The sequence below is a fragment of the Paraburkholderia metrosideri genome (genome assembly GCF_904848625.1).
Lineage (GTDB): Bacteria > Pseudomonadota > Gammaproteobacteria > Burkholderiales > Burkholderiaceae > Paraburkholderia > Paraburkholderia metrosideri.
On sequence record NZ_CAJHCP010000001.1, the window covers coordinates 111037 to 130906 of the forward strand.

Here is a 19870-nt window from a genome sequence, read left to right on the forward strand (position 1 = left end):
AATTCGGAAAAAGGCGGCAACCAGCGGTTGCCGGCGTAACGATTCTACGCCTGCCGGTCGCAAATTGGCGTCGCTATGCTGGGTCACGATTTTGATAGACGGAGACGACACGTGAACACCATGGCCATCCCGGCGGGCATCGCCGAACTCGAAGACGAAATGATCGCGCTGCGCCATCGCATCCACGCGCGGCCAGAACTGGCTTACGAAGAATTCGCGACCGGCGATCTGGTCGCCGAGCGCTTGCAGGCGTGGGGTTATACGGTGCATCGCGGGCTGGGTCAGACGGGTGTGGTGGGGCAATTGAAGGTCGGCCATGGCACGCGCAAGCTCGGTATCCGCGCCGACATGGACGCGCTGCCGATTCACGAGACCACCGGCTTGCCGTATGCGAGCACGGTGCCCGGCAAGATGCACGCATGCGGTCATGACGGCCACACCGCGATGTTGCTGGCCGCCGCCAAACATCTGGCCGAGGAAAAGTGCTTCGACGGTACGTTGAACGTGATTTTCCAACCCGCCGAAGAAGGCGAGGCCGGTGCGCGTGCGATGCTCGAAGACGGTCTGTTCGATAAATTTCCGTGCGATGCGGTCTTTGCGATGCACAACATGCCGGGCTTCCCGACCGGCAAGTTCGGCTTCCTGCCGGGTTCGTTCATGGCGTCGTCGGATACCGTGATCATCACCGTGACCGGACGCGGCGGCCACGGCGCGGTGCCGCACAAAGCGGTTGACCCGGTGGTGATCTGTGCGCAGATCGTGCTCGCGTTGCAGTCGATCGTGTCGCGCACGGTCGCGCCGCTCGACATGGCGATCATCACGGTCGGCGCGATTCACGCGGGTGAGGCGCCGAACGTGATCCCGGAAACCGCCGAAATGCGCCTGTCGGTGCGCGCGCTGAAACCGGAGGTTCGCGACCATCTGCAGGAACGCATTACGGCGGTGGCCTGCGGGCAGGCAGCCGTATTCGGCGCGCGGGCCAAGGTGGATTATCAGCGCCGCTATCCGGTGCTCGTCAACGACGCGGCCATGACCGGCCTCGCCCGGCAAGTCGCGCTCGACTGGGTCGGTGAAGACGGCCTGATCGCCGATATGCAACCGCTCACCGGCAGCGAAGACTTCGCGTTCCTGCTCGAGAAGTGCCCGGGCAGCTACCTGATCATCGGCAATGGCGACGGTGAGGGCGGTTGCATGGTCCATAACCCGGGCTACGACTTCAACGACGCTTGCCTCGCCGCCGGTGCGGCTTACTGGGTGAAGCTCGCGCAGACGTTTCTCGTCTGACGCGGGCTTGCGTGTGACTGCGTCGGAGCGCATCCGCTTCGCGCAGGCAGCACATCATGGAGGAGACACAGATGGACTATTCCGCCTCATCGCCACCCGCAGCCAATGACGCGTTCAGCGCGCAGAGCGGGTCGGCACCAGCGGCTACGCAAGGTGCTCTGGGTGCTGTTCAGCCCGCTAAACGCGCGAGCCATGCCAAGGCGATCGCCGCGATCACGCTCGGCAACGGCCTCGAATTCTTCGACTTCACGATCTACAGTTTCTTCGCGACGATCATCGGCAAGCTGTACTTCCCCGTCGAGGGCCAGCTTGCGCAACTGATGCTCGCGGTCGGCACTTTCGGCGTGGGGTTCATCATGCGTCCGGTGGGCGGTGTCGTGCTCGGTGGCTATGCCGACCGCGCCGGTCGCAAGGCGGCAATGAGCCTGACGCTGTGGCTGATGACACTCGGCTCGGCGATCATCGCGTTCGCACCGACCTACGCGGCGATCGGGGTGGCCGCGCCGCTGCTGATCATCGTCGCGCGGCTGGTTCAGGGCTTTGCGCTGGGCGGCGAGATCGGCGCCTCGACGTCGCTGTTGATGGAATACGGCAGTGACAAAACGCGCGGTTTCTATGGCAGCTGGCAATTCGTGAGTCAGGGTTTGAACACGGTGTGCGGGTCGCTGCTCGGGGTGGCGCTGGCGGCAACGCTGTCGAGCGCGGCGCTCGAAAGCTGGGGCTGGCGGGTGCCGTTCGTGATCGGCATGGCGATGGGGCCGATCGGCATTTATATCCGGCGTCATCTGGACGAGACACTGCCCGGCGTTGAAGCCGGTGCCGACCCGGCGCAGGCCGTGGCGGAGATTCCCGCGTCACAACCGGTACGCAGGCTGTTTCGCGACCATTCCCGCGTGATCACGATGGGTGTGCTGACCACGATCGGCGGTACGGCGGCGAACTATATCGTGCTGTTCTATCTGTCCACGTACGCAATCCGGATTCTGCATCTGCCGATGTCGTCCGCGTTGTGGGCCGCGTGGACGGCAGCCGTCGTCACGGTGATCTGCTCGCCATTCGCCGGTGCTTTGTCGGACCGCGTCGGACGCAAGCGCGTGTTGTGGATTCCGCGTGTGCTGCTGATTATCGCGGTGTATCCCGCGTTCATGGTGATCAACGCGGTGCCTACGGTGCCGGTGTTGTTATCGGTCGTGGCAGGACTTGCGGTGCTGGTCGCGTTCACCGCGGTGCCGAATATCGTCATGCTGCCGGAACTGTTTCCGCGTGCGATTCGCGCGACCGGGATGTCGATTGTTTATTGCCTGGGCGTATCGATTTTCGGTGGCTTTGCGCAGTTCTTCGCGACCTGGCTGATCCAGCTTTCCGGGAATAATCTCGCACCGGCCTGGTATCTGATTGGCTGCAGTCTGGTGTCGTTGCTGCCGTTGCCGTTCATGAGAGAAACAGCGGGCAGGGCAATCGATTGATCGATTGACTGGCTCAAAGAAAAAAAAGAGGCGCGAAGGTTCTTCGCGCCTCTTTTGATTCGCCCGGCGTGGCCGAGGTATTACCTCGCGGCGGTCTTCTCGCCGTTCGCCACCGGCGCGTCATCTCCCGCCGCCGCCGCGTCCCGCGTCTCGGGCATTGCGGCCCACACCAGCAGCACCGCGAGCGCACCCGCTGCAGCCAGACCAAAGAAGCTGACCGCGTTGCCGAAATGGTCCGCCACGAAGCCCGCCGCCGTCGTACTCAGCGTCGCGCCAATCCCCGCCGCGAGACCGAACAGGCCGATACACAGGTTGTAGCGTCCCTTGTCACCGGCGACGTCGGCGGCGATCAGCGGCAGCATCACGCCGAAGACTGCCGCGCTCAAACCGTCCAGCATCTGCACCGGCACGAGCAGATACGGGCTGCTGATACCGGCAAACAGCAGCGCGCGAATCGGCAGTGCGGAAAATCCGAGCAGCAGAATCGGCCTGCGTCCCCAGCGCTCGGCAGAGCGTCCGACCCACGGCGACATCATCGCGACGATCGCCTGCGGCACGATGATGCACGCCGCAATCACGAGCTGAACGTTATCGCCCATGCCGGCGGTCACTTCGCCCGCTGCCAGGTTCAACATCGCCGCATTCGACAGATGGAACAACACGATACATGCCGCGAACAGCAGCATCCGCCGGTCGCGCAGCAACGCGCGCAGGCTCTCGCGGCGCTCGATCTGCTGCGGGGTCGGGCCGGCTTTCGGCAACTCGACGGTGTCGGTACGCTGGATCATCGCGAGCGCAAACAGCGCGGGCACTGCGAGCCCGGCGGTCAGCCAGAACACCGCGCGCGGCGAATAGTATTCGCCGAACACGCCCATCAGCCCGGCCGCCACCGCGCTGCCGATCGACGCCCAGCGCGCGTTACGTCCGAGCCGGTCGCCGAGATTCGCGCGTCCCACCAAAGCGAACGAGATCGCGGCGAGCGCCGGTGTCAGCATGCAACTGGCGAAACCGTGAAAGACCTCGGCGGCGATCACCGGCAGCACGGTCGGACTGACGGCCAGCAGCACCGCGCTCAGGATGATCGCGATGATCGCCCAGGCCGCCGCGCCTTTCTTGTTGCGCAGCGCGTCGACCGCGGCGCCGCCCGGCACCTGGCTCACCATCGCGCTGATCGTGCCGACCGACAGCGCCATGCCGATTTCGCCCTGGGTCCACTTATGCGACGCGAGATACGACGCGATGAACGGCCCGAAGCCCGTCTGCACATTCGCGACGAAGAAGTTCAGCCAATCGAGCGCGCGCAGACTGCGCGCCGTGACCAGAGTGCGGCCGGTCATCGGGCCGCCCTTGCGCTGGACACCGCGATCGCCGTGGAGGTTGCCGCCGCTGCAGGCGCTGCGGCGGCCGGAGCCGGAGCAGGAGCCGAAGCCGGAGCGGCGGGGGGCGCTGGCGACACTGCGCGGATCGGTTTATCGCTGGCGTACGGCGGCGTCGCGTTGATTTGCGCGTCGCTCAGATCGAGCAGCGGATGCAGCTCCTTGTCTTTGGTGACGAAGTGCAGCGCGGACCAGTTCGCGGCAATCGTGCGCCGCTCGGTGCTGACCATCCCGTTGACGTCGAGCACGACGGCCTGCGGTTGTGCATTGGCATCGATCAGCACGTCGATCACGCGGCCCACCTTCGCGCCGTTCGAGCGCTCGACGGTGGCGTCGATCAGCGGCAATTGCACGGGCGCCGGCTTGGCCGCTGTCGCGGGCACGGCGGTCGCATTCAGCGTGATCGGCGCGGCCTTCGCGGCCGGCGTGAAGCGGAACGCGCTCCATGGGAAATTGACCTTGCGGTCGCCGACGCCAAGGAAGCCCTGCAGGTTGACGACCATCTCGCGCGGTTTGCCGAGTGCGTCGGCGATCAGATCGACCGCGCGGCCGACGACCTTGCCGTCGGGCTTTTGCACTTCGCTGTCGAGCAGTGCGCGCGCCTCGTTACGCTCGATCGTGCGCAACACGATCAGCGGCGGCGGCGGGGGCGGCGGCGGTGCGGGCGTGACCACCGGCGGGGGCGGCTCGACCTTGTGCGGCTTCACGACCGGCTTCTTCGGCTTTTTCGGTTGCTCGGGCTCGCTCGCTTCGGTTTCGACCGGCTCGGGCGCGGATGCCGCCACCGGCGCGCTGGCGGGCTCGACGGGCATCACCGTGGCATCGACGATCGGCGCTTGCTGCGAGCCCCATAACAGGCTGCTGCAACCGGACAGCGCTGACAGCACAAGCAGCGCGAATACAGCGAAGATCGGCAAACGCCACGCAGGACGCGAAAAACCGCCAGTCATCAAGAAAAACTCCAAGGGCCGGGGCGGGCGGGCACGATGGGCCGCCGCAATTGGACAGGTAGGGGCAGAGTGTAACCCGCGACGCCGGCCGGCCCCCGTTTTGCCGACGATCCGGCACCGTGCCACAAGCACGCTTCATGCCGCGCGCGCAGAGCGGCGACAGCGATATCGGGGCAGTATCCGACGCCGCTTCGGCGAGCGCGCGGACCCCATCGGTCACCTGTGTCGAACCCCGCGCGAAACTCTCAAATCCCTTTCACCGCACTCTGACGGACCGTAGGTGTAAACACGCGCCGCGCGTGCCCGCCGTGCCGTCTATCAGGCCATATAAGCATCGCGACATGTCCAGCATGCCGTTCATGCGATTGGACACATATTTGTGTTGCCCTACATTTCGAGACAGCAAAAAGGACGTAGTCCCCATTAAACCAAAGCAACGAGACGAACCTGATGGCGGCCAATTCGACGGCCGTTTCAGCACGCTGATAAAGGAGGCACTCATCATGATGGAACCCCACGCCCACCCGGTTGCCGATGTCGCAACGGAATCATTCGACGGAAAGGGCTTTCTCGACCGCTATTTCGATATCACCGCACGCGGCAGCACGCAGCGCCAGGAAATCGTCGCGGGTATCACGACCTTCCTCGCGATGGTCTATTCGGTGTTCGTCGTGCCCGGCATGTTCGGCAAGGCGGGCTTCGACACCAGCGCGGTGTTCGTCGCCGTCTGCCTGACGACGGCCTTCGGTTCGCTGTTGATGGGCGTGTGGGCACGTTTGCCGATCGCGATCGGCTGCGCGATTTCGCTGACAGCGTTCACCGCGTTCGGCCTCGTGCTCGGCAAGGGGCTGCATCCGAATGTCGCGCTCGGCGCGGTATTTCTGATGGGTGTCGTCTTCACCGCGATTTCGGTGACCGGCGTGCGCTCGTGGATTCTGCGCAATCTGCCCACCGGCATCGCGCACGGCACGGGCATCGGCATTGGGCTGTTCCTGCTGTTGATCGCCGCGAACGACGTGGGTCTGGTCGTGAAAAATCCGGGCGCAGGTTTGCCGGTGTCGCTGGGGAATATCACGGCGTTGCCAGCGTTGATGTCGGTGGCGGGGCTCGCGGCGATTTTCGGGCTGGTGCGTCGGCGTGTCCCCGGTTCGATCCTGATCGTGATCGTTGCGATTTCGGCGATTGCGCTGCTCATCGATCCGGCCGTGACGTACCACGGCGTGTTCGCACTACCGTCGCTGAGCGCGCCGGGCCATGCGTCGCTGATCGGCGCAATGGACATCAAGGGCGCGCTGTCGATGGCGGTGCTGCCCAGCGTGCTGGCGCTCGTGATGACGGCGGTATTCGACGCAACCGGCACGATCCGCGCGGTCGCCGGACAAGCGGGACAACTCGATGAAAACGGCCGCATCATCAACGGCGGTCGCGCGTTGACGGCCGATTCGCTGAGCTCGATTTTCTCGGGGCTCCTCGGCGGCGCACCGGCCGCGGCGTATATCGAATCGACGGTCGGCGTCGCGGCGGGCGCAAAAACCGGACTGACGGCGGCAGTCGTCGGCCTGCTGTTCCTCGTCGTGATGTTCTTCTCGCCGCTCGCGAGCCTCGTGCCTTCGTATGCCACGGCGCCCGCGTTGATGTATGTGGGTCTGCTGATGCTGTCGAACGTGAGCAAACTGCATATGGACGACATGGTCGATTCGATGTCGGGGCTCATGTGCGCGGTGTTTATCGTGCTGACCGCGAACATCGTCACGGGCATCATGCTCGGCTTCGCAACGCTCGTGATCGGTCGCGTGGTGAGCGGCGAATATCGCAAGCTGAATGTGGGGACGGTGGCGATCGCTGTCGTGCTGGTCGGCTTCTATCTCGGCGGATGGGCGATCTGATGTTCCGCTGAAGTTTCACAGGGGTCCACGAGACTTCGCGGGCATTCGCGGAAATTGATGGGCATTTCGCGAGAGCGGGTAGTCGTTGGTCTCCCACCTTGACGCGGTGTATCGCAGATTTTTTTCTGCGGTGCACCGCGTTTTTTTTGTCCCGACCCTGCGCGATTTTCTGGTGCCGACAGAAAACGCGTACCTGTCCTTGACTTCGTGAGCTTCGTTTCTATACTTAACCTCATGGTTAAGTTTAATGAAGTGGTACTCGATCGTACCTTTGCTGCGCTGTCGGACCCGACGCGGCGCGCGTTGCTCGCGCGTCTGTCGGAACACGATCTGTCGGTCAGTGAACTCGCTGCGCCGTTCGCGATGTCGCTGCCCGCAGTGATGAAACACCTCGACGTGCTGTCCGACGCGGGGCTGATCACGCGTAGCAAAACCGGCCGCACCGTGGCGTGCCGGCTCGCCGCCGGACCGATGGAGGAAGCCATGGCGTGGCTCAACCGCTATCAGCGTTTCTGGTCCGAATCGCTCGACCGTCTTGCTACATTCGTCGAAGAGGAGCCTGACCCATGTCCGCCCAGCCCAACCCGCTCGCCCAGCCCAGCCTCACCCTCCAGCGGCGTCTCAACGCCACGCCCGCCAAAGTCTTCCGTGCGTGGACGGAACCGGCGCAATTCATGACGTGGATGCATCCGGGCGGCTCGGACGTGGTTCGCGCGGAATTCGACGTGCGGGTGGGCGGCGATTACACGATTGGCTTTCGCAAGCCGGACGGCGGCGAGGTCGAGGTGCGCGGCAAGTATCTGGAAGTCGTGCCCGACCGCAAGCTGGTTTTCACATGGACACCACGCGGCGGCACTGAACATGAATCACGGGTCACGCTCCTGCTGGAACCGGAAGCCAACGGAAGCGCAACGTGGCTCACACTCACGCACGAACGTTTCGCCGACGACGCGCAACGCGACGATCATCGCCACGGCTGGACCGACGGTATCGATTCGTTGGAACGCTACGTGGCGTGAGCGGGCGACGCGAAACGTAGCGCATTCTTTTGAGTGTGCCGGATTGAATCTGCATCACGCAGAGAAGGAGACGAAGATGGAACCGCAACGCCGGATCGGCACGAAACAGGAATGGCTCGACGCGAGCCGGGCGCTTCTCGTCGAAGAAAAAGCGCATATGCGGGCCGGCGACGAAATCGCCCGCAAACGCCGTGAATTGCCGTGGGTGAAGGTCGACAAGACTTATGCGTTCGACACACCGCAAGGCCGCAAAACGCTCGCCGAGCTATTCGACGGACGCAGCCAGTTGATCGTTTACCACTTCATGCTGGGGGCGGACTGGCAGGAGGGCTGTGTTGGCTGTTCGTTCGTATCGGATCATATGGCCGGTGTTCTGCCGCATCTGGAGCATCACGATGTGACGTATGTGACGGTGTCGCATGCACCGCTCGCCAGGATCGAGGCGTTTAAAAAGCGGATGGAATGGACTTTTCCGTGGGTGTCGTCCGATGGCAGCGATTTCAATTTCGACTACCACGTGTCGTTCACGCCTGAAGAACTGGCCAGCAGGAAGGCTTTCTATAACTTTACCGAGCAGGATGTCGGTATCGACGAACAGCACGGTCACAGTGTGTTCTACAAGGACGGCAACGGTGACGTGTATCACACGTATTCATGCTTTGGGCGCGGCGACGAACGGTTTCTGAGCACGTACGCGCATCTGGATATCACGCCGAAGGGGCGCAACGAACAGAACGGTTTGACCGATTGGGTCAGACATCACGACCGTTATGAAGAAGAGAAGCCGGCAGAAAAGCACGGCGGCTGCGCGGCGTGCGGTTCGTGATTCACTAAAACCGCCTACGCGACGACCGGTCGGTACGCGATAGTCACAGCGCCATGTCAAACGCGGGCTTGAGGAAAAACTCCATCGCCATCACGGCGAGGCCCATCGCCGCAGCGGCCAGCGTCAACACGCCGTATTCGTCGTAGCGTACATCGTAAAGGCACGCTACGACAAAAAGAATCGCCAGCAGATTGGTCAGCCAGTCGAAATTCAGCGCGAAGGTCATCGATCAAAATCCGTGCTCATGTGCGACCCGGACAGTCGGGTCGCACGGAAGATGAGCGGGATTTTATCGAGAACAGCTTACGAATTTGCAACGATTGCGCTTACACGCCTTACACGCCTTACACGCTCTGTACCACTCACATGTCGCGTTCGATCCACTCGATCACCGAGGTACGCGCCGGTTGCCAGCCGAGCAGTGTGCGCGAACGATCGCCGCGCACCCGGCTATTCGACCCGAGCCCGTACGAGGCCATTTCGTAGCCCCATTCTTTTTGCGCGTCGGCGAGCGGCCAGTCTTGCGCGTCGCCGAGATTCATCTTGCGGGCAATCGCCGCGCTCATGTCGCGGAACGACGCCTCGCCGCTTTCGACGAAATAGAACGTGCCCGCCGGGGTTTTCTCCAGAGCGAGGCGATACAGTTCGGCGACATCGTCGATATGCACGTTCGACCAGATGTTGCCGCCGCTGCCCACGTGACGCACCACGCCGCTCTTTTGCGCCTGACGCACGAGACGCGGCAATTGCACGCTCGCGCTGCCGGCGACTGCGCCGTGGCCGTAAATCAGCGTGTTGCACAGCACGGCGGCGCGAATCTTCTGTTGCGCCGAATCGAGCACGAGTTGATCGATCGCGACGCGCGCCGCTTTGTCCGGCGTCGGCGTGGGCAACGCATCTTCGTGATAGATGCGCGCGTCGCCCGCTTCGCCGCCCGACGCGTCGCCGACGATGCTCGAACCGCTGGTATGCAGGAACGGTTTGCCGGAGCCGGCGAGGCCGTCGATCAGCGCTTTCACCGCGCCTTCGTGATCGCTGCTCGCGGCGTTGATGACCGCGTCGGCGGCGTGCGCTTCGGCGATCAGCAGATCGCGGTCGTCGAGCGTGCCGATGACCGGTTCGATGCCGAGCCGTTTCAGTTCAGCCGTATGGTCGGCATTGCGGATCAGGCCGCGTACGTGATGGCCGGCGCGCACCAGATGCGCGGCAATCGAGCCGCCGATAAAACCGCTTGCGCCTGTGATGAAAATCTTCAAGACGTTCTCCTTGAAAGAGGGAAAGACGAAAAAGCTCCGTGACAGGCAAGCAGTATCCGCCGTCCTGATTCTCGCAAAAAGCGTGTTAGTCTCAAATCAATCTTGATTTGAAATCAATAATGAAAACTTCAACCGACGAATTGCTGGTATTCGTCACCGTGATCGACAGTGGTTCGATCACGGCGGCGGCGGAGAAGCTGGGGCAAACCGTGTCCGGCGTGAGCCGCGCGCTCACGCGGCTCGAAAAGAAGCTCGACACCGCGCTGGTGCGTCGTACCACGCGCCGGCTGCATCTGACCGACGAAGGCGAGGCGTTCCTGCGACGCGCGCGCGCGATTCTCGACGCGATGGAAGAAGCTGAGGAATCCGTCACCCGTGGACGCGCGCGACCGTCGGGGCGTTTGCGGGTGGATGCGGCATCGCCGTTCATGCTGCATTGTGTGGCGCCGCATATGACGGCGTTTTCGGCGCTGTATCCGGAGATTCGTCTGGAGTTGACCAGCAACGAGCGGATCGTCGATCTGCTCGAACAGAAGGTCGATATCGCGATCCGGATCGGCGCGTTGCAGGATTCGACGCTGCACGCGCGCGCTTTGGGCAGCAGCCGGTTAAGAGTGCTCGCGAGTCCGGCGTATCTGGCTGAATACGGCGAGCCGAAATCGGTGGACGCGTTGCGCGGGCATCGGCTGGTTGGCTTTACGGCGCCCGAGCATCTGAACCGCTGGCCGTTGCGTGAAGGGCGTGCGGGCGGTGCCGGGTCGCTGAAAATCGAGCCGGCGATTACCGCGTCGAGCGGCGAGACGTTGCGGCAACTGGCGCTGTCCGGGTGGGGCATCGCGTGTCTGGCCGACTTCATGAGCGCCGCCGACGTGCGCGACGGGCGCCTCGTGCCGATTCTCGGCAATGCGCTGGTCGACGAGCGGCAGCCGGTTAGCGCGGTGTATTACCAGAGCGCGTCGCTGTCGGGCCGCGTGCAGAGCTTTCTGGATTTCATCGCGGCGCGCGTGAAGCTTTAATTGCGGGCGGGCGGGCGGGCGTTGCGTCCGGTTTCACTGCGGCCGTCGCCGCGCGCTTCTCCTGCTTCCACGTCGATCAAGCCCGCCGCTGCTGCGCTCACAGGCCGCCAGCACGCGGGCTTGTTTGCGCCGCCAGGCAAGTCCCGCTTTCCGCGGAAACGCGCTCGTCTCCTATAACTATTCTTATCTGACCGGTTCGGCGGGGCTGGCAGCGGTCTCCGCGCGGCGAATGTTTTTGTCGGTATGGAGCGGAGAAATTTGGACGTGTATATACAAGTCGGAGTCTAAGACCGTCTGAAGCTGCATTGCCAGCGCACTGTTTCCGGCTCTGCGCGAGAGCCTATTCGCCGCCCGTCGGGCTCGCCTCTAATGGAAAATCCCTACGATCCGTGGATTAAAAACAAGTTGTATATACAAGGCTGCCCCGCTAGACTTCACTGAACTTGTATAGACAGGATAAATCATGATTCTGAAGCCCGGTTTTCTGACTCTCCCGCAACTGCGCCAGATCGCGCGCGAACCCGTGTCCCTGCAACTCGACCCCGCCAGCCACGCTGCGATCGACGCCTGCGCGAAAGCCGTCGCCGACATCGCCGCGAAAGGCGAGCCGGCCTACGGCATCAACACCGGCTTCGGGCGTCTGGCCAGCACGCATATCCCGCACGACCAGCTCGAACTGTTGCAACGCAATCTGGTGCTGTCGCATGCGGTCGGCGTGGGTGAGCCGATGTCGCGCCCGGTCGTGCGTCTGTTGATCGCGCTGAAGCTGTCGAGCCTGGGCCGGGGTCATTCGGGCATTCGCCGCGAAGTGATGGAAGCGCTGATCACGCTGTTCAACGCCGACGTGCTGCCGGTGATTCCGGTCAAGGGTTCGGTCGGCGCATCGGGCGACCTCGCGCCACTCGCGCATATGTCGGCCCCGCTGCTCGGCGTCGGCGAAGTGTTCGCAAAGGGCGAGCGCATGCCGGCCACCGAAGGTCTCGCGCTGGTCGGCCTCAAGCCGCTCACGCTGCAGGCGAAGGAAGGCCTTGCGCTGCTGAACGGCACGCAGGCATCCACCGCGCTCGCGCTGTACAACATGTTCGCGATCGAAGACCTGTACCGCACCGCGCTGGTGTCGGGCGCATTGTGCGTAGATGCCGCGATGGGTTCGGTCAAGCCGTTCGACGCGCGCATTCACGAACTGCGCGGCCATCAAGGTCAGATCGACGCAGCAGCGGCGTATCGCACGCTGCTGGAAGGCTCGAACATCAACGTGTCGCATGCCGATTGCGACAAGGTGCAGGACCCGTACAGCCTGCGCTGCCAGCCACAAGTGATGGGTGCGTGTCTGGACCAGATGCGTCACTCGGCGAACGTGCTGCTGCTGGAAGCCAATGCGGTCTCCGACAATCCGCTGATTTTCCCGGACACCGGCGAAGTGCTGTCGGGTGGCAACTTCCACGCTGAACCGGTCGCGTTCGCAGCGGACAACCTCGCTCTTGCCGTTGCCGAAATCGGCGCGCTGGCCGAGCGCCGCATCGCGCTGCTGATCGACGCGACGCTGTCAGGCTTGCCGCCGTTCCTCGTGCGCGATGGCGGCGTGAACTCCGGCTTCATGATTGCCCACGTGACGGCGGCTGCGCTCGCATCGGAAAACAAGACGCTCGCACATCCGGCTTCGGTCGATTCATTGCCTACGTCGGCGAACCAGGAAGACCACGTGTCGATGGCGACGTTCGCCGCGCGCAAGCTCGGCGACATCGCCGAAAACGTCGCCAACATTCTGTCGATCGAACTGCTCGCTGCTGCACAAGGCGTCGATCTGCGCGCCCCGCACAAGACCAGCCCGAACCTGCAAAAAGCGATGGACGCGGTGCGTAAAGACGTCGCGCATTACGAACTCGATCACTACTTCGCACCGGACATCGCCGCTGTCACGCGTCTCGTGCAGAACGGCACGATCGCGAAGCTGAGCCCGTTCTCGTTCGCGTCGGAACAGTGAGCGTCAGGGCAAGCGGATCACACCAATGAACGCACCGGCTTATCAGGGCATCAAGGACTTCATCCTCGCGCGCATTCATGCGGGCGAATGGGCCGAAGGCGACCAGGTGCCCTCCGAAAACGAGCTGGCGCGCGAGTTCAGCGTCGCGCGCATGACGGTCAACCGCGCGTTGCGCGAGTTGACCTCGGAGCAGGTGCTGACGCGCGTGCAAGGGTCGGGCACCTTCGTGGCCCGTCCCAAGTACGAATCGACGCTGGTGGCGATCCGCAGTATTTCCGACGAAATCGTCGCCCGTGGTCATCGTCATCAGGCGAAGGTGCTGCATATCGGCGCGAGCATCGCCGACGAAGCGCTCGCCGAGGAAATGCAGGTGAAGGCGGGCAGCCCGGTGTTTCATTCGCGCGTATTGCATTTCGAAAACGACGAGCCGGTGCAGCTCGAAGAACGCTGGGTCAATCCGGCGGTCGCGCCCGAGTATGCATTGCAGGACTTTACGAACACCACGCCGAACCAGTACCTCGTGCGCGTGGCGCCGTTGCAGCGGGTCGAGTACCGGATCGAAGCGCTGGCAGCGGACGCCGACGCCCGCGAACTGCTGACCATGGACGAACTCGAACCCTGCCTCGTGCTGCATCGGCGCACGTGGTCGCAAAGCCAGGTGGCGTCGATTGCGAATCTGTGGCACCCAGGCAGCCGTTATCGCTTTACCGGACATTTCTGATCTAGCTGCTTTACCGAATCTTCTTCGAACCTCTTCCGAACTTCTTCAAGCATTCCGAGAGCCATCATGAACAATCCGAAACACATCGATCCGCGACTCGACCCGACCCGCACGATCCGCGCACCGCGCGGCGCGGAAAAGACCTGCAAGACCTGGATCGCCGAAGCCGCGTACCGGATGCTCCAGAACAATCTGGACCCGGAAGTCGCCGAGCATCCGCATGCGCTGGTCGTGTACGGCGGGATTGGCCGTGCTGCGCGTAACTGGGATTGCTTCGATCAGATTCTCAAGTCGCTGAAGGACCTGAACGAAGACGAAACGCTGCTGATTCAATCGGGCAAGCCGGTCGGCGTGTTCCGCACGCATGCGGACGCACCGCGCGTGCTGCTGGCGAATTCGAACCTGGTGCCGCATTGGGCGACGTGGGAGCATTTCCACGAACTCGACCGCAAGGGCCTGATGATGTACGGGCAGATGACCGCAGGCAGCTGGATTTACATCGGCAGCCAGGGGATCGTGCAGGGCACCTACGAAACGTTCTTTTCGGTCGCGAACCAGCATTTCAACGGCGACCCGAAGGGCCGCTGGATTCTGACCGGCGGTCTCGGCGGCATGGGCGGCGCGCAACCGCTCGCGGCGACGATGGCGGGCTTCTCGATGATCGCGGTCGAGTGCGATGAAACGCGCATCGATTTCCGTCTGAAAACGCGTTACGTCGACAAGAAAGCGAAGACGCTCGACGAAGCGCTCGCGATGCTCGAAGAAGCGAAGCAGGCGGGCAAGCCGGTGTCGATCGGTTTGCTCGGCAATGCCGCCGACGTGTTCGCCGAGTGCGTGACGCGTGGCATTACGCCGGATTGCGTCACGGACCAGACCAGCGCGCACGATCCGATTCACGGCTACCTGCCGCAAGGCTGGAGTGTGGAAGACTGGCGCGAGCGCATGAAGACCGCGCCGGACAGCATCGTCAAACCGGCCAAGCAGTCGATGGCTAAACAGGTGCAAGCGATGTTGGCGTTGCAGGAGCGGGGCGCGGCCACGCTCGACTACGGCAACAACATCCGTCAGATGGCGCTCGAAATGGGCGTGGAAAACGCGTTCGATTTCCCGGGCTTCGTGCCCGCGTATATCCGTCCGCTGTTCTGCGAAGGCAAGGGGCCGTTCCGCTGGGTCGCGCTGTCGGGCGATCCGGAAGACATCTACAAGACCGATGCGAAGGTCAAGGAACTGATTCCCGACGATCCGCATCTGCATAACTGGCTCGACATGGCGCGCGAACGCATCGCGTTCCAGGGTCTGCCGGCGCGGATCTGCTGGGTGGGCGTGAAGGATCGCTATCGTCTGGGCCAGGCGTTCAACGAGATGGTGAAAAGCGGCGAACTGAAAGCCCCGATCGTGATCGGCCGCGATCACCTGGACACCGGTTCGGTCGCGAGCCCGAATCGCGAAACCGAATCGATGAAAGACGGCTCCGACGCGGTCAGCGACTGGCCGTTGCTCAACGCACTGCTGAATACGGCGGGCGGTGCATCGTGGGTGTCGCTGCATCACGGTGGCGGGGTCGGCATGGGCTTCAGCCAGCACTCGGGCGTCGTGATCGTCGCCGACGGTACGGACGCAGCCAAAGAGCGCCTCGGCCGTGTGCTGTTCAACGATCCGGCAACCGGCGTGATGCGTCACGCAGATGCAGGCTATGAACTCGCGCAGGAAACCGCGCGTGAGGCAGGCCTCAATCTGCCGATGCTGGGCCGTTGATCGTGACGGTTGTCGGCAGCATGGCAACTGTCACGCTGATTCGCGGCGCCGACCTCGTGGGGGCGCCGTGGAAGAACGGCGGAGGGGTGACGCGCGAAGTGGCGGCGTTTCCCGAGCAGGCCGGTATGGACGCGTTCGTATGGCGCGTGAGTATTGCAGATGTCGCGCAGGCCGGCCCGTTCTCGCGTTTTGACGGTATCGACCGCACGCTGGTGTTGCTGGCCGGCGCGGGGATGGTGCTCGACGAGACAGTGGGCGCGCAGGTGCTGAAGTCGCATGCGCTTAAGCAGCCGCTCGACCTTGCGAGGTTTGAAGGCGAGGTGCATATCGATGCACGCCTGGTCGACGGTGCGACGCGCGACTTCAACCTGATGGTGCGGCGTGACGTGGCGCAGGGCGAGCTCGACGTATGGCGCGGCGCTTCACAGCACAACACGCAGCGCACGTTTTCCGCCGATGTCGTGCTGCTGTATTGCGCAAGCGGCGGCGTGACGGTGAGCGTTGCGTCGGGCGACGCGCAATCGCACGCGCTCGAAACCGGCGACACGTTGCGCATCGATGCGCCTGACATGCTGTCTTGCGCGCTCGAAGGAACGGGCGTGCTACTCGCCATCACGCTGCGCTACACACAACACTGACGACGATTCGCGTGCGTGCCTGCCTTCACTGCGAAGCCGAACCCGCACCCGCAGCGCGCCCGCGAACCACCCCAGACCACAGACACGCAACGAGCTGCAACGAGCAACAAGGCACGCGATGAAGCAAACCGTCTGGCATCACCTGAATCTTTGCCCACAGGGCGACCCTCACCACACGCTGGCCGATGCCGCGATTGCCGTCGAAGACGGCCGCATTGCATGGCTCGGCGCAGCGTCCGAATTACCCGCTCATTACGCCCCCTGGCCGCGCGAAGATCTGCACGGCGCGTGGGTGACGCCGGGTCTCGTCGATTGCCATACGCATCTGGTGTACGGCGGCCAACGCGCGGACGAATTCGCCCAGCGACTCGCGGGCGTCAGCTATGAAGAAATCGCGCGGCAGGGCGGCGGCATCGTCTCGACGGTGCGCGCCACCCGTGCCGCCGACGAAGCCACGCTGTTCCGGCAATCGGCTGCGCGGCTCGAACCGTTGCTTGCCGAAGGCGTGACGGCGGTCGAAATCAAATCCGGCTATGGCCTCGATCTCGCCAGTGAACGCAAGATGTTGCGCGTCGCGCGGCAATTGGGCGAGCGCTATCCGGTGACGGTCTATACGACGTTTCTCGGCGCGCACGCATTGCCGCCCGAATTCGCGGGCCGCGCGGACGCGTATATCGATGAAGTCTGCAACACGATGCTCCCCGCGCTCGCTGGCGAAGCTCTGGTCGACGCGGTCGATGTGTTCTGCGAGCGCATCGGTTTCTCGCTGCAGCAAAGCGAGCGCGTGTTCAACGCGGCCGCGCGCTACGGGCTGCCGGTCAAGATGCACGCCGAACAGTTGTCGAACGGCGGTGGCACGGCCTTGGCGGCGCGTCATCGCGCGTTGTCTGCCGATCACCTCGAATTTCTCGACGAAGCCGGTGTCGCCGCGATGAAAGAGGCGGGGACCGTGGCCGTCTTGTTGCCGGGTGCCTATTACTTCATCCGCGAGACGCAGTTGCCGCCGCTGGACCTGCTGCGGCGCTACGAGGTGCCGATCGCGATCTCAACCGACAGCAACCCGGGCACGTCGCCCGCGACCTCTTTGCTGTTGATGATGAACATGGCGACCACGCTGTTCCGCATGACCGTGCCCGAAGTGCTGCAAGGTGTGACCACGAACGCGGCGCGCGCACTCGGTAAAGCGGACACGCACGGCGCGCTGCAAGCCGGACGCGCGGCCGACTTCGCCGTGTGGCCGGTCGATTCGCTGGCCGAGCTGGCTTACTGGATTGGGCGTCCGTTGTGCGCGCGGGTCGTGCGCGCGGGCGAGACCGTTTTTTCACGGACCTGACAGATGACGCAATCGAATCAATCGCTGTTTGCCGCGCATGCGTACCTACCGGGCGGCTGGCGTCGCAATGTGCTGCTGGAGTGGGACGCGAACGGCACGCTGACGGCAGTCACGCCGGATACGAAAGAAGCACCGGCGCGCGTGAAAAAAGCGGCGGGCCCGGTATTGCCAGGGATGCCGAATCTTCACTCGCATGCATTCCAGCGCGCGATGGCCGGTCTCACTGAATATCGTGCCAATGCCACCGACAACTTCTGGAGCTGGCGCGACCTGATGTATCGCTTTGCCGCGCGCATCACGCCGGAAGGGCTGGCCAGCATCGCGCAATGGCTCTACATCGAAATGCTGAAAGCGGGCTATACGTCCGTGTGCGAATTTCATTATGTGCACCACATGCCGAACGGCAGCCGTTACGCGAATCAGGCGGAACTCGCGCAACGGGTCGTGGATGCCGGGTCCGCGAGCGGCATCGGCATGACGATGCTGCCGGTGCTGTATCAGTACAGCGGCTTTGGGTCGCGCGCCCCGCGTGACGATCAGGCGCGCTTCATCAACACGCCGGAGAGTCTGCTCGATCTGCTCGGCACGTTGCGTACGGCACGCCCCGAAAGTGCCGCGCTGCGTTATGGCGTGGCGCCGCATTCGTTGCGCGCGGTGTCGGCGCAATCGTTGCGTGTGCTACTGGGCGGGATCGACGCAAACGCGCCCGTGCATATCCATATCGCCGAACAAACCGCTGAAGTCGATGCGTGCGTCGAAACCGAAGGTGCACGTCCGGTGCAATGGCTGCTGGATCGGTTTGATGTCGATAGCCGCTGGTGTCTCGTACACGCGACCCATGTCGACACCAACGAAACCCTCGCGCTCGCGAAGAGTGGCGCGGTGGCCGGTTTATGCCTGACCACCGAAGCGAATCTCGGCGACGGCATTTTTCCGGCGCAGGAATATCTCGACGCGCAAGGGCGGATCGGGGTCGGCTCGGATAGCCACATCGGCGTCGACTGGCGCGCGGAATTGCGTCTACTCGAATACGGCCAGCGTCTGACGCGCCGGCAGCGTAACGTGCTCGCGTCGGCGCAGGCCACGCACGTTGCAGATCGGCTATTCGATGCAGCGCTCGACGGCGGCGCGCATGCCACGGGCCGCGCGGTCGGTGCGTTGCAGGTTGGCCGCCGCGCGGACTGGCTGGTACTCGACGAGAATCATTCGAGCATCGCCGGGCATGCGCCCCACGCGTGGCTGTCAGGCGTTGTATTCTGCGAACATGGTGAGACGCCGATTCGCGACGTGTATGCGGGCGGCGACAAGCTTGTCGATAACCGCAGGCATCGCGACGAAGAGGGCGCTTACGCGCGCTATCGTACGGCGCTGGCTGAATTGCTCGACTGAGACTGCGCGGTTCTCCTGAGTGGTTTTGATAAAAGCAACGCTAGTGAAGCGCGCTAGCGGGTTGCCTGAATCAACCGCTAACACGACTTGCTGAATGGATCTTTCGATTCAATCGATTCCGGACTGACATGACTGCCTCGACTACTCCGCCGGTTTTCTCGCTGCATCAAGGAAGCCTGCCTCTGCTGATCTCGATCCCGCACCTGGGCACGCAAATCCCCGCCGATATCGCGGCAACGATGACACCGGTCGCGCGCCGCACCGACGATTGCGACTGGCATCTGGACCGTCTTTATGAGTTCGCAAAACGGATGGGTGCATCGGTTCTCGCGCCGCGCTACGCGCGCTATGTGATCGATCTGAACCGGCCGCCCGACGGTGCGAACCTGTATCCGGGCCAGGATACGACCGGTCTGTTGCCGGTCGATACGTTCGACAAGGAACCGCTCTATCTCGACGGACATCTCCCCGATGACGCCGAAGTCGGGCGCCGCCGCGATCAGTACTGGACGCCGTATCACACTGCGCTGAAGGGCGAACTTGCCGCACTGAAAGCGAAGCACGGCAAGGTGCTGCTGTGGGAAGCGCATTCAATCCGCTCGCATGTCCCGCGTTTTTTCGAAGGACGTCTGCCGGATTTCAATTTCGGCACGTCGAATGGCGCGAGCGCGGTGGCGGGTCTCGGCGACGAGCTGGCGGCGATGGTCGAGCGGCACGGCGGCTACACGGCGATTGCCAACGGGCGTTTCAAGGGCGGCTATATCACGCGGGAATACGGGCAACCGGCGCAAGGCGTGCATGCCGTGCAACTCGAGTTGTCGCAGATCACGTATATGGAAGAGCACATGCCCTATGCGTATGACGAAAAGCTCGCCGCGAAGATCGAGCCGTTGATGGAAGCACTGGTGACAACCGCATTGGAGCGCGCGAAGGCGGCTTAACGATGATGACGGTGGCTTCACGGGCGCATG

The 19870-nt window shown here is 63.4% G+C and carries 18 protein-coding genes; 14 read left to right on the forward strand and 4 right to left on the reverse strand.

Annotation, left to right across the window (positions count from 1 at the left end; translation table 11 throughout):
• The first annotated feature begins 111 nt into the window (after positions 1 to 111).
• Together LMG28727_RS00460 and LMG28727_RS00465 are read left to right on the forward strand one after the other, a co-directional pair.
• Positions 112 to 1284, forward strand: a complete 1173-nt coding sequence (locus tag LMG28727_RS00460) for a M20 aminoacylase family protein (protein WP_201640358.1) — start codon at positions 112 to 114, stop codon at positions 1282 to 1284.
• Positions 1285 to 1355: 71 nt separating this feature from the next.
• On the forward strand, positions 1356 to 2750 hold the full coding sequence (locus tag LMG28727_RS00465) for an MFS transporter (RefSeq protein ID WP_201640359.1): 1395 nt from the start codon (positions 1356 to 1358) through the stop codon (positions 2748 to 2750).
• An 80-nt stretch (positions 2751 to 2830) separates the two neighbouring features.
• Here LMG28727_RS00465 and LMG28727_RS00470 read toward each other — a convergent pair whose 3' ends face one another.
• Positions 2831 to 4087 (reverse strand): MFS transporter, encoded by a 1257-nt coding sequence (locus LMG28727_RS00470; protein WP_201640360.1) that lies wholly within the window; start codon positions 4085 to 4087, stop codon positions 2831 to 2833.
• Positions 4084 to 5076: a PRC-barrel domain-containing protein gene (locus tag LMG28727_RS00475; protein WP_201640361.1), complete on the reverse strand. Its 993-nt coding sequence runs from the start codon at positions 5074 to 5076 to the stop codon at positions 4084 to 4086. The genes LMG28727_RS00470 and LMG28727_RS00475 overlap by 4 nt, the downstream gene beginning before the upstream one ends.
• Before the next feature lie 503 nt (positions 5077 to 5579).
• On the opposite strand from LMG28727_RS00475, the gene LMG28727_RS00480 reads away from it, so the two are divergent.
• The 4 genes from LMG28727_RS00480 to LMG28727_RS00495 all read left to right on the forward strand — a co-directional run bounded on the left by LMG28727_RS00480 (position 5580) and on the right by LMG28727_RS00495 (position 8807).
• Positions 5580 to 6962, forward strand: coding sequence for an NCS2 family permease (locus tag LMG28727_RS00480; RefSeq protein ID WP_201640362.1), 1383 nt, complete (start codon positions 5580 to 5582; stop codon positions 6960 to 6962).
• Between the two features lie 234 nt (positions 6963 to 7196).
• A complete protein-coding gene (locus LMG28727_RS00485; RefSeq protein WP_201640363.1) occupies positions 7197 to 7640 on the forward strand; it encodes an ArsR/SmtB family transcription factor in 444 nt (147 codons plus the stop codon).
• Complete coding sequence (locus LMG28727_RS00490) at positions 7529 to 7981, forward strand: SRPBCC family protein (RefSeq protein ID WP_201640364.1); 453 nt, start codon at positions 7529 to 7531, stop codon at positions 7979 to 7981. Before LMG28727_RS00485 ends, LMG28727_RS00490 begins: the two co-directional genes overlap by 112 nt.
• Positions 7982 to 8057: 76 nt before the next feature.
• On the forward strand, positions 8058 to 8807 hold the full coding sequence (locus LMG28727_RS00495; RefSeq protein ID WP_201640365.1) for a DUF899 domain-containing protein: 750 nt from the start codon (positions 8058 to 8060) through the stop codon (positions 8805 to 8807).
• A 43-nt stretch (positions 8808 to 8850) separates the two neighbouring features.
• Here LMG28727_RS00495 and LMG28727_RS00500 read toward each other — a convergent pair whose 3' ends face one another.
• Both LMG28727_RS00500 and LMG28727_RS00505 read right to left on the reverse strand, forming a co-directional pair.
• A complete protein-coding gene (locus LMG28727_RS00500; protein ID WP_201640366.1) occupies positions 8851 to 9033 on the reverse strand; it encodes a hypothetical protein in 183 nt (60 codons plus the stop codon).
• 136 nt (positions 9034 to 9169) lie between these two features.
• Positions 9170 to 10063, reverse strand: a complete 894-nt coding sequence (locus tag LMG28727_RS00505) for an NAD-dependent epimerase/dehydratase family protein (RefSeq protein ID WP_201640367.1) — start codon at positions 10061 to 10063, stop codon at positions 9170 to 9172.
• A 119-nt stretch (positions 10064 to 10182) separates the two neighbouring features.
• Between LMG28727_RS00505 and LMG28727_RS00510 the strand changes: the two genes are divergently transcribed.
• From LMG28727_RS00510 to hutG, 8 genes are all read left to right on the forward strand, one after another.
• A complete protein-coding gene (locus LMG28727_RS00510; RefSeq protein WP_201640368.1) occupies positions 10183 to 11079 on the forward strand; it encodes a LysR family transcriptional regulator in 897 nt (298 codons plus the stop codon).
• Between the two features lie 463 nt (positions 11080 to 11542).
• Positions 11543 to 13063, forward strand: a complete 1521-nt coding sequence (gene hutH / locus LMG28727_RS00515) for a histidine ammonia-lyase (RefSeq protein WP_201640369.1) — start codon at positions 11543 to 11545, stop codon at positions 13061 to 13063.
• Between the two features lie 25 nt (positions 13064 to 13088).
• Complete coding sequence (hutC, locus tag LMG28727_RS00520; RefSeq protein ID WP_201640370.1) at positions 13089 to 13784, forward strand: histidine utilization repressor; 696 nt, start codon at positions 13089 to 13091, stop codon at positions 13782 to 13784.
• 66 nt (positions 13785 to 13850) lie between these two features.
• The gene (gene hutU, locus LMG28727_RS00525) at positions 13851 to 15539 is read left to right on the forward strand and encodes a urocanate hydratase (RefSeq protein ID WP_201640371.1); all 1689 of its coding nucleotides are present in this window, start codon (positions 13851 to 13853) and stop codon (positions 15537 to 15539) included.
• 20 nt (positions 15540 to 15559) lie between these two features.
• Entirely contained in the window at positions 15560 to 16177 is a 618-nt protein-coding gene (locus tag LMG28727_RS00530; protein WP_201640372.1) for a HutD/Ves family protein, read from the forward strand.
• 118 nt (positions 16178 to 16295) lie between these two features.
• The gene (gene hutI, locus LMG28727_RS00535; RefSeq protein WP_201640373.1) at positions 16296 to 17510 is read left to right on the forward strand and encodes an imidazolonepropionase; all 1215 of its coding nucleotides are present in this window, start codon (positions 16296 to 16298) and stop codon (positions 17508 to 17510) included.
• Positions 17511 to 17513: 3 nt separating this feature from the next.
• Positions 17514 to 18899, forward strand: coding sequence for a formimidoylglutamate deiminase (locus tag LMG28727_RS00540; protein ID WP_201640374.1), 1386 nt, complete (start codon positions 17514 to 17516; stop codon positions 18897 to 18899).
• A 128-nt stretch (positions 18900 to 19027) separates the two neighbouring features.
• Positions 19028 to 19840 (forward strand): N-formylglutamate deformylase, encoded by an 813-nt coding sequence (gene hutG / locus LMG28727_RS00545; protein WP_201640375.1) that lies wholly within the window; start codon positions 19028 to 19030, stop codon positions 19838 to 19840.
• Positions 19841 to 19870 lie beyond the last annotated feature (30 nt).

Excerpts from the sequence above, each read along its gene's own strand:
- LMG28727_RS00465 (WP_201640359.1), top strand. The coding sequence starts at position 1,356 with ATGGACTATTCCGCCTCATCGCCACCCGCAGCCAATGACGCGTTCAGC.
- LMG28727_RS00470 (WP_201640360.1), bottom strand. The coding sequence starts at position 4,087 with ATGACCGGCCGCACTCTGGTCACGGCGCGCAGTCTGCGCGCGCTCGAT.
- LMG28727_RS00475 (WP_201640361.1), bottom strand. The coding sequence starts at position 5,076 with ATGACTGGCGGTTTTTCGCGTCCTGCGTGGCGTTTGCCGATCTTCGCT.
- LMG28727_RS00480 (WP_201640362.1), top strand. The coding sequence starts at position 5,580 with ATGATGGAACCCCACGCCCACCCGGTTGCCGATGTCGCAACGGAATCA.
- LMG28727_RS00485 (WP_201640363.1), top strand. The coding sequence starts at position 7,197 with ATGGTTAAGTTTAATGAAGTGGTACTCGATCGTACCTTTGCTGCGCTG.
- LMG28727_RS00490 (WP_201640364.1), top strand. The coding sequence starts at position 7,529 with ATGTCCGCCCAGCCCAACCCGCTCGCCCAGCCCAGCCTCACCCTCCAG.
- LMG28727_RS00495 (WP_201640365.1), top strand. The coding sequence starts at position 8,058 with ATGGAACCGCAACGCCGGATCGGCACGAAACAGGAATGGCTCGACGCG.
- LMG28727_RS00500 (WP_201640366.1), bottom strand. The coding sequence starts at position 9,033 with ATGACCTTCGCGCTGAATTTCGACTGGCTGACCAATCTGCTGGCGATT.
- LMG28727_RS00510 (WP_201640368.1), top strand. The coding sequence starts at position 10,183 with ATGAAAACTTCAACCGACGAATTGCTGGTATTCGTCACCGTGATCGAC.
- hutH (WP_201640369.1), top strand. The coding sequence starts at position 11,543 with ATGATTCTGAAGCCCGGTTTTCTGACTCTCCCGCAACTGCGCCAGATC.
- hutC (WP_201640370.1), top strand. The coding sequence starts at position 13,089 with ATGAACGCACCGGCTTATCAGGGCATCAAGGACTTCATCCTCGCGCGC.
- hutU (WP_201640371.1), top strand. The coding sequence starts at position 13,851 with ATGAACAATCCGAAACACATCGATCCGCGACTCGACCCGACCCGCACG.
- LMG28727_RS00530 (WP_201640372.1), top strand. The coding sequence starts at position 15,560 with ATGGCAACTGTCACGCTGATTCGCGGCGCCGACCTCGTGGGGGCGCCG.
- hutI (WP_201640373.1), top strand. The coding sequence starts at position 16,296 with ATGAAGCAAACCGTCTGGCATCACCTGAATCTTTGCCCACAGGGCGAC.
- LMG28727_RS00540 (WP_201640374.1), top strand. The coding sequence starts at position 17,514 with ATGACGCAATCGAATCAATCGCTGTTTGCCGCGCATGCGTACCTACCG.
- hutG (WP_201640375.1), top strand. The coding sequence starts at position 19,028 with ATGACTGCCTCGACTACTCCGCCGGTTTTCTCGCTGCATCAAGGAAGC.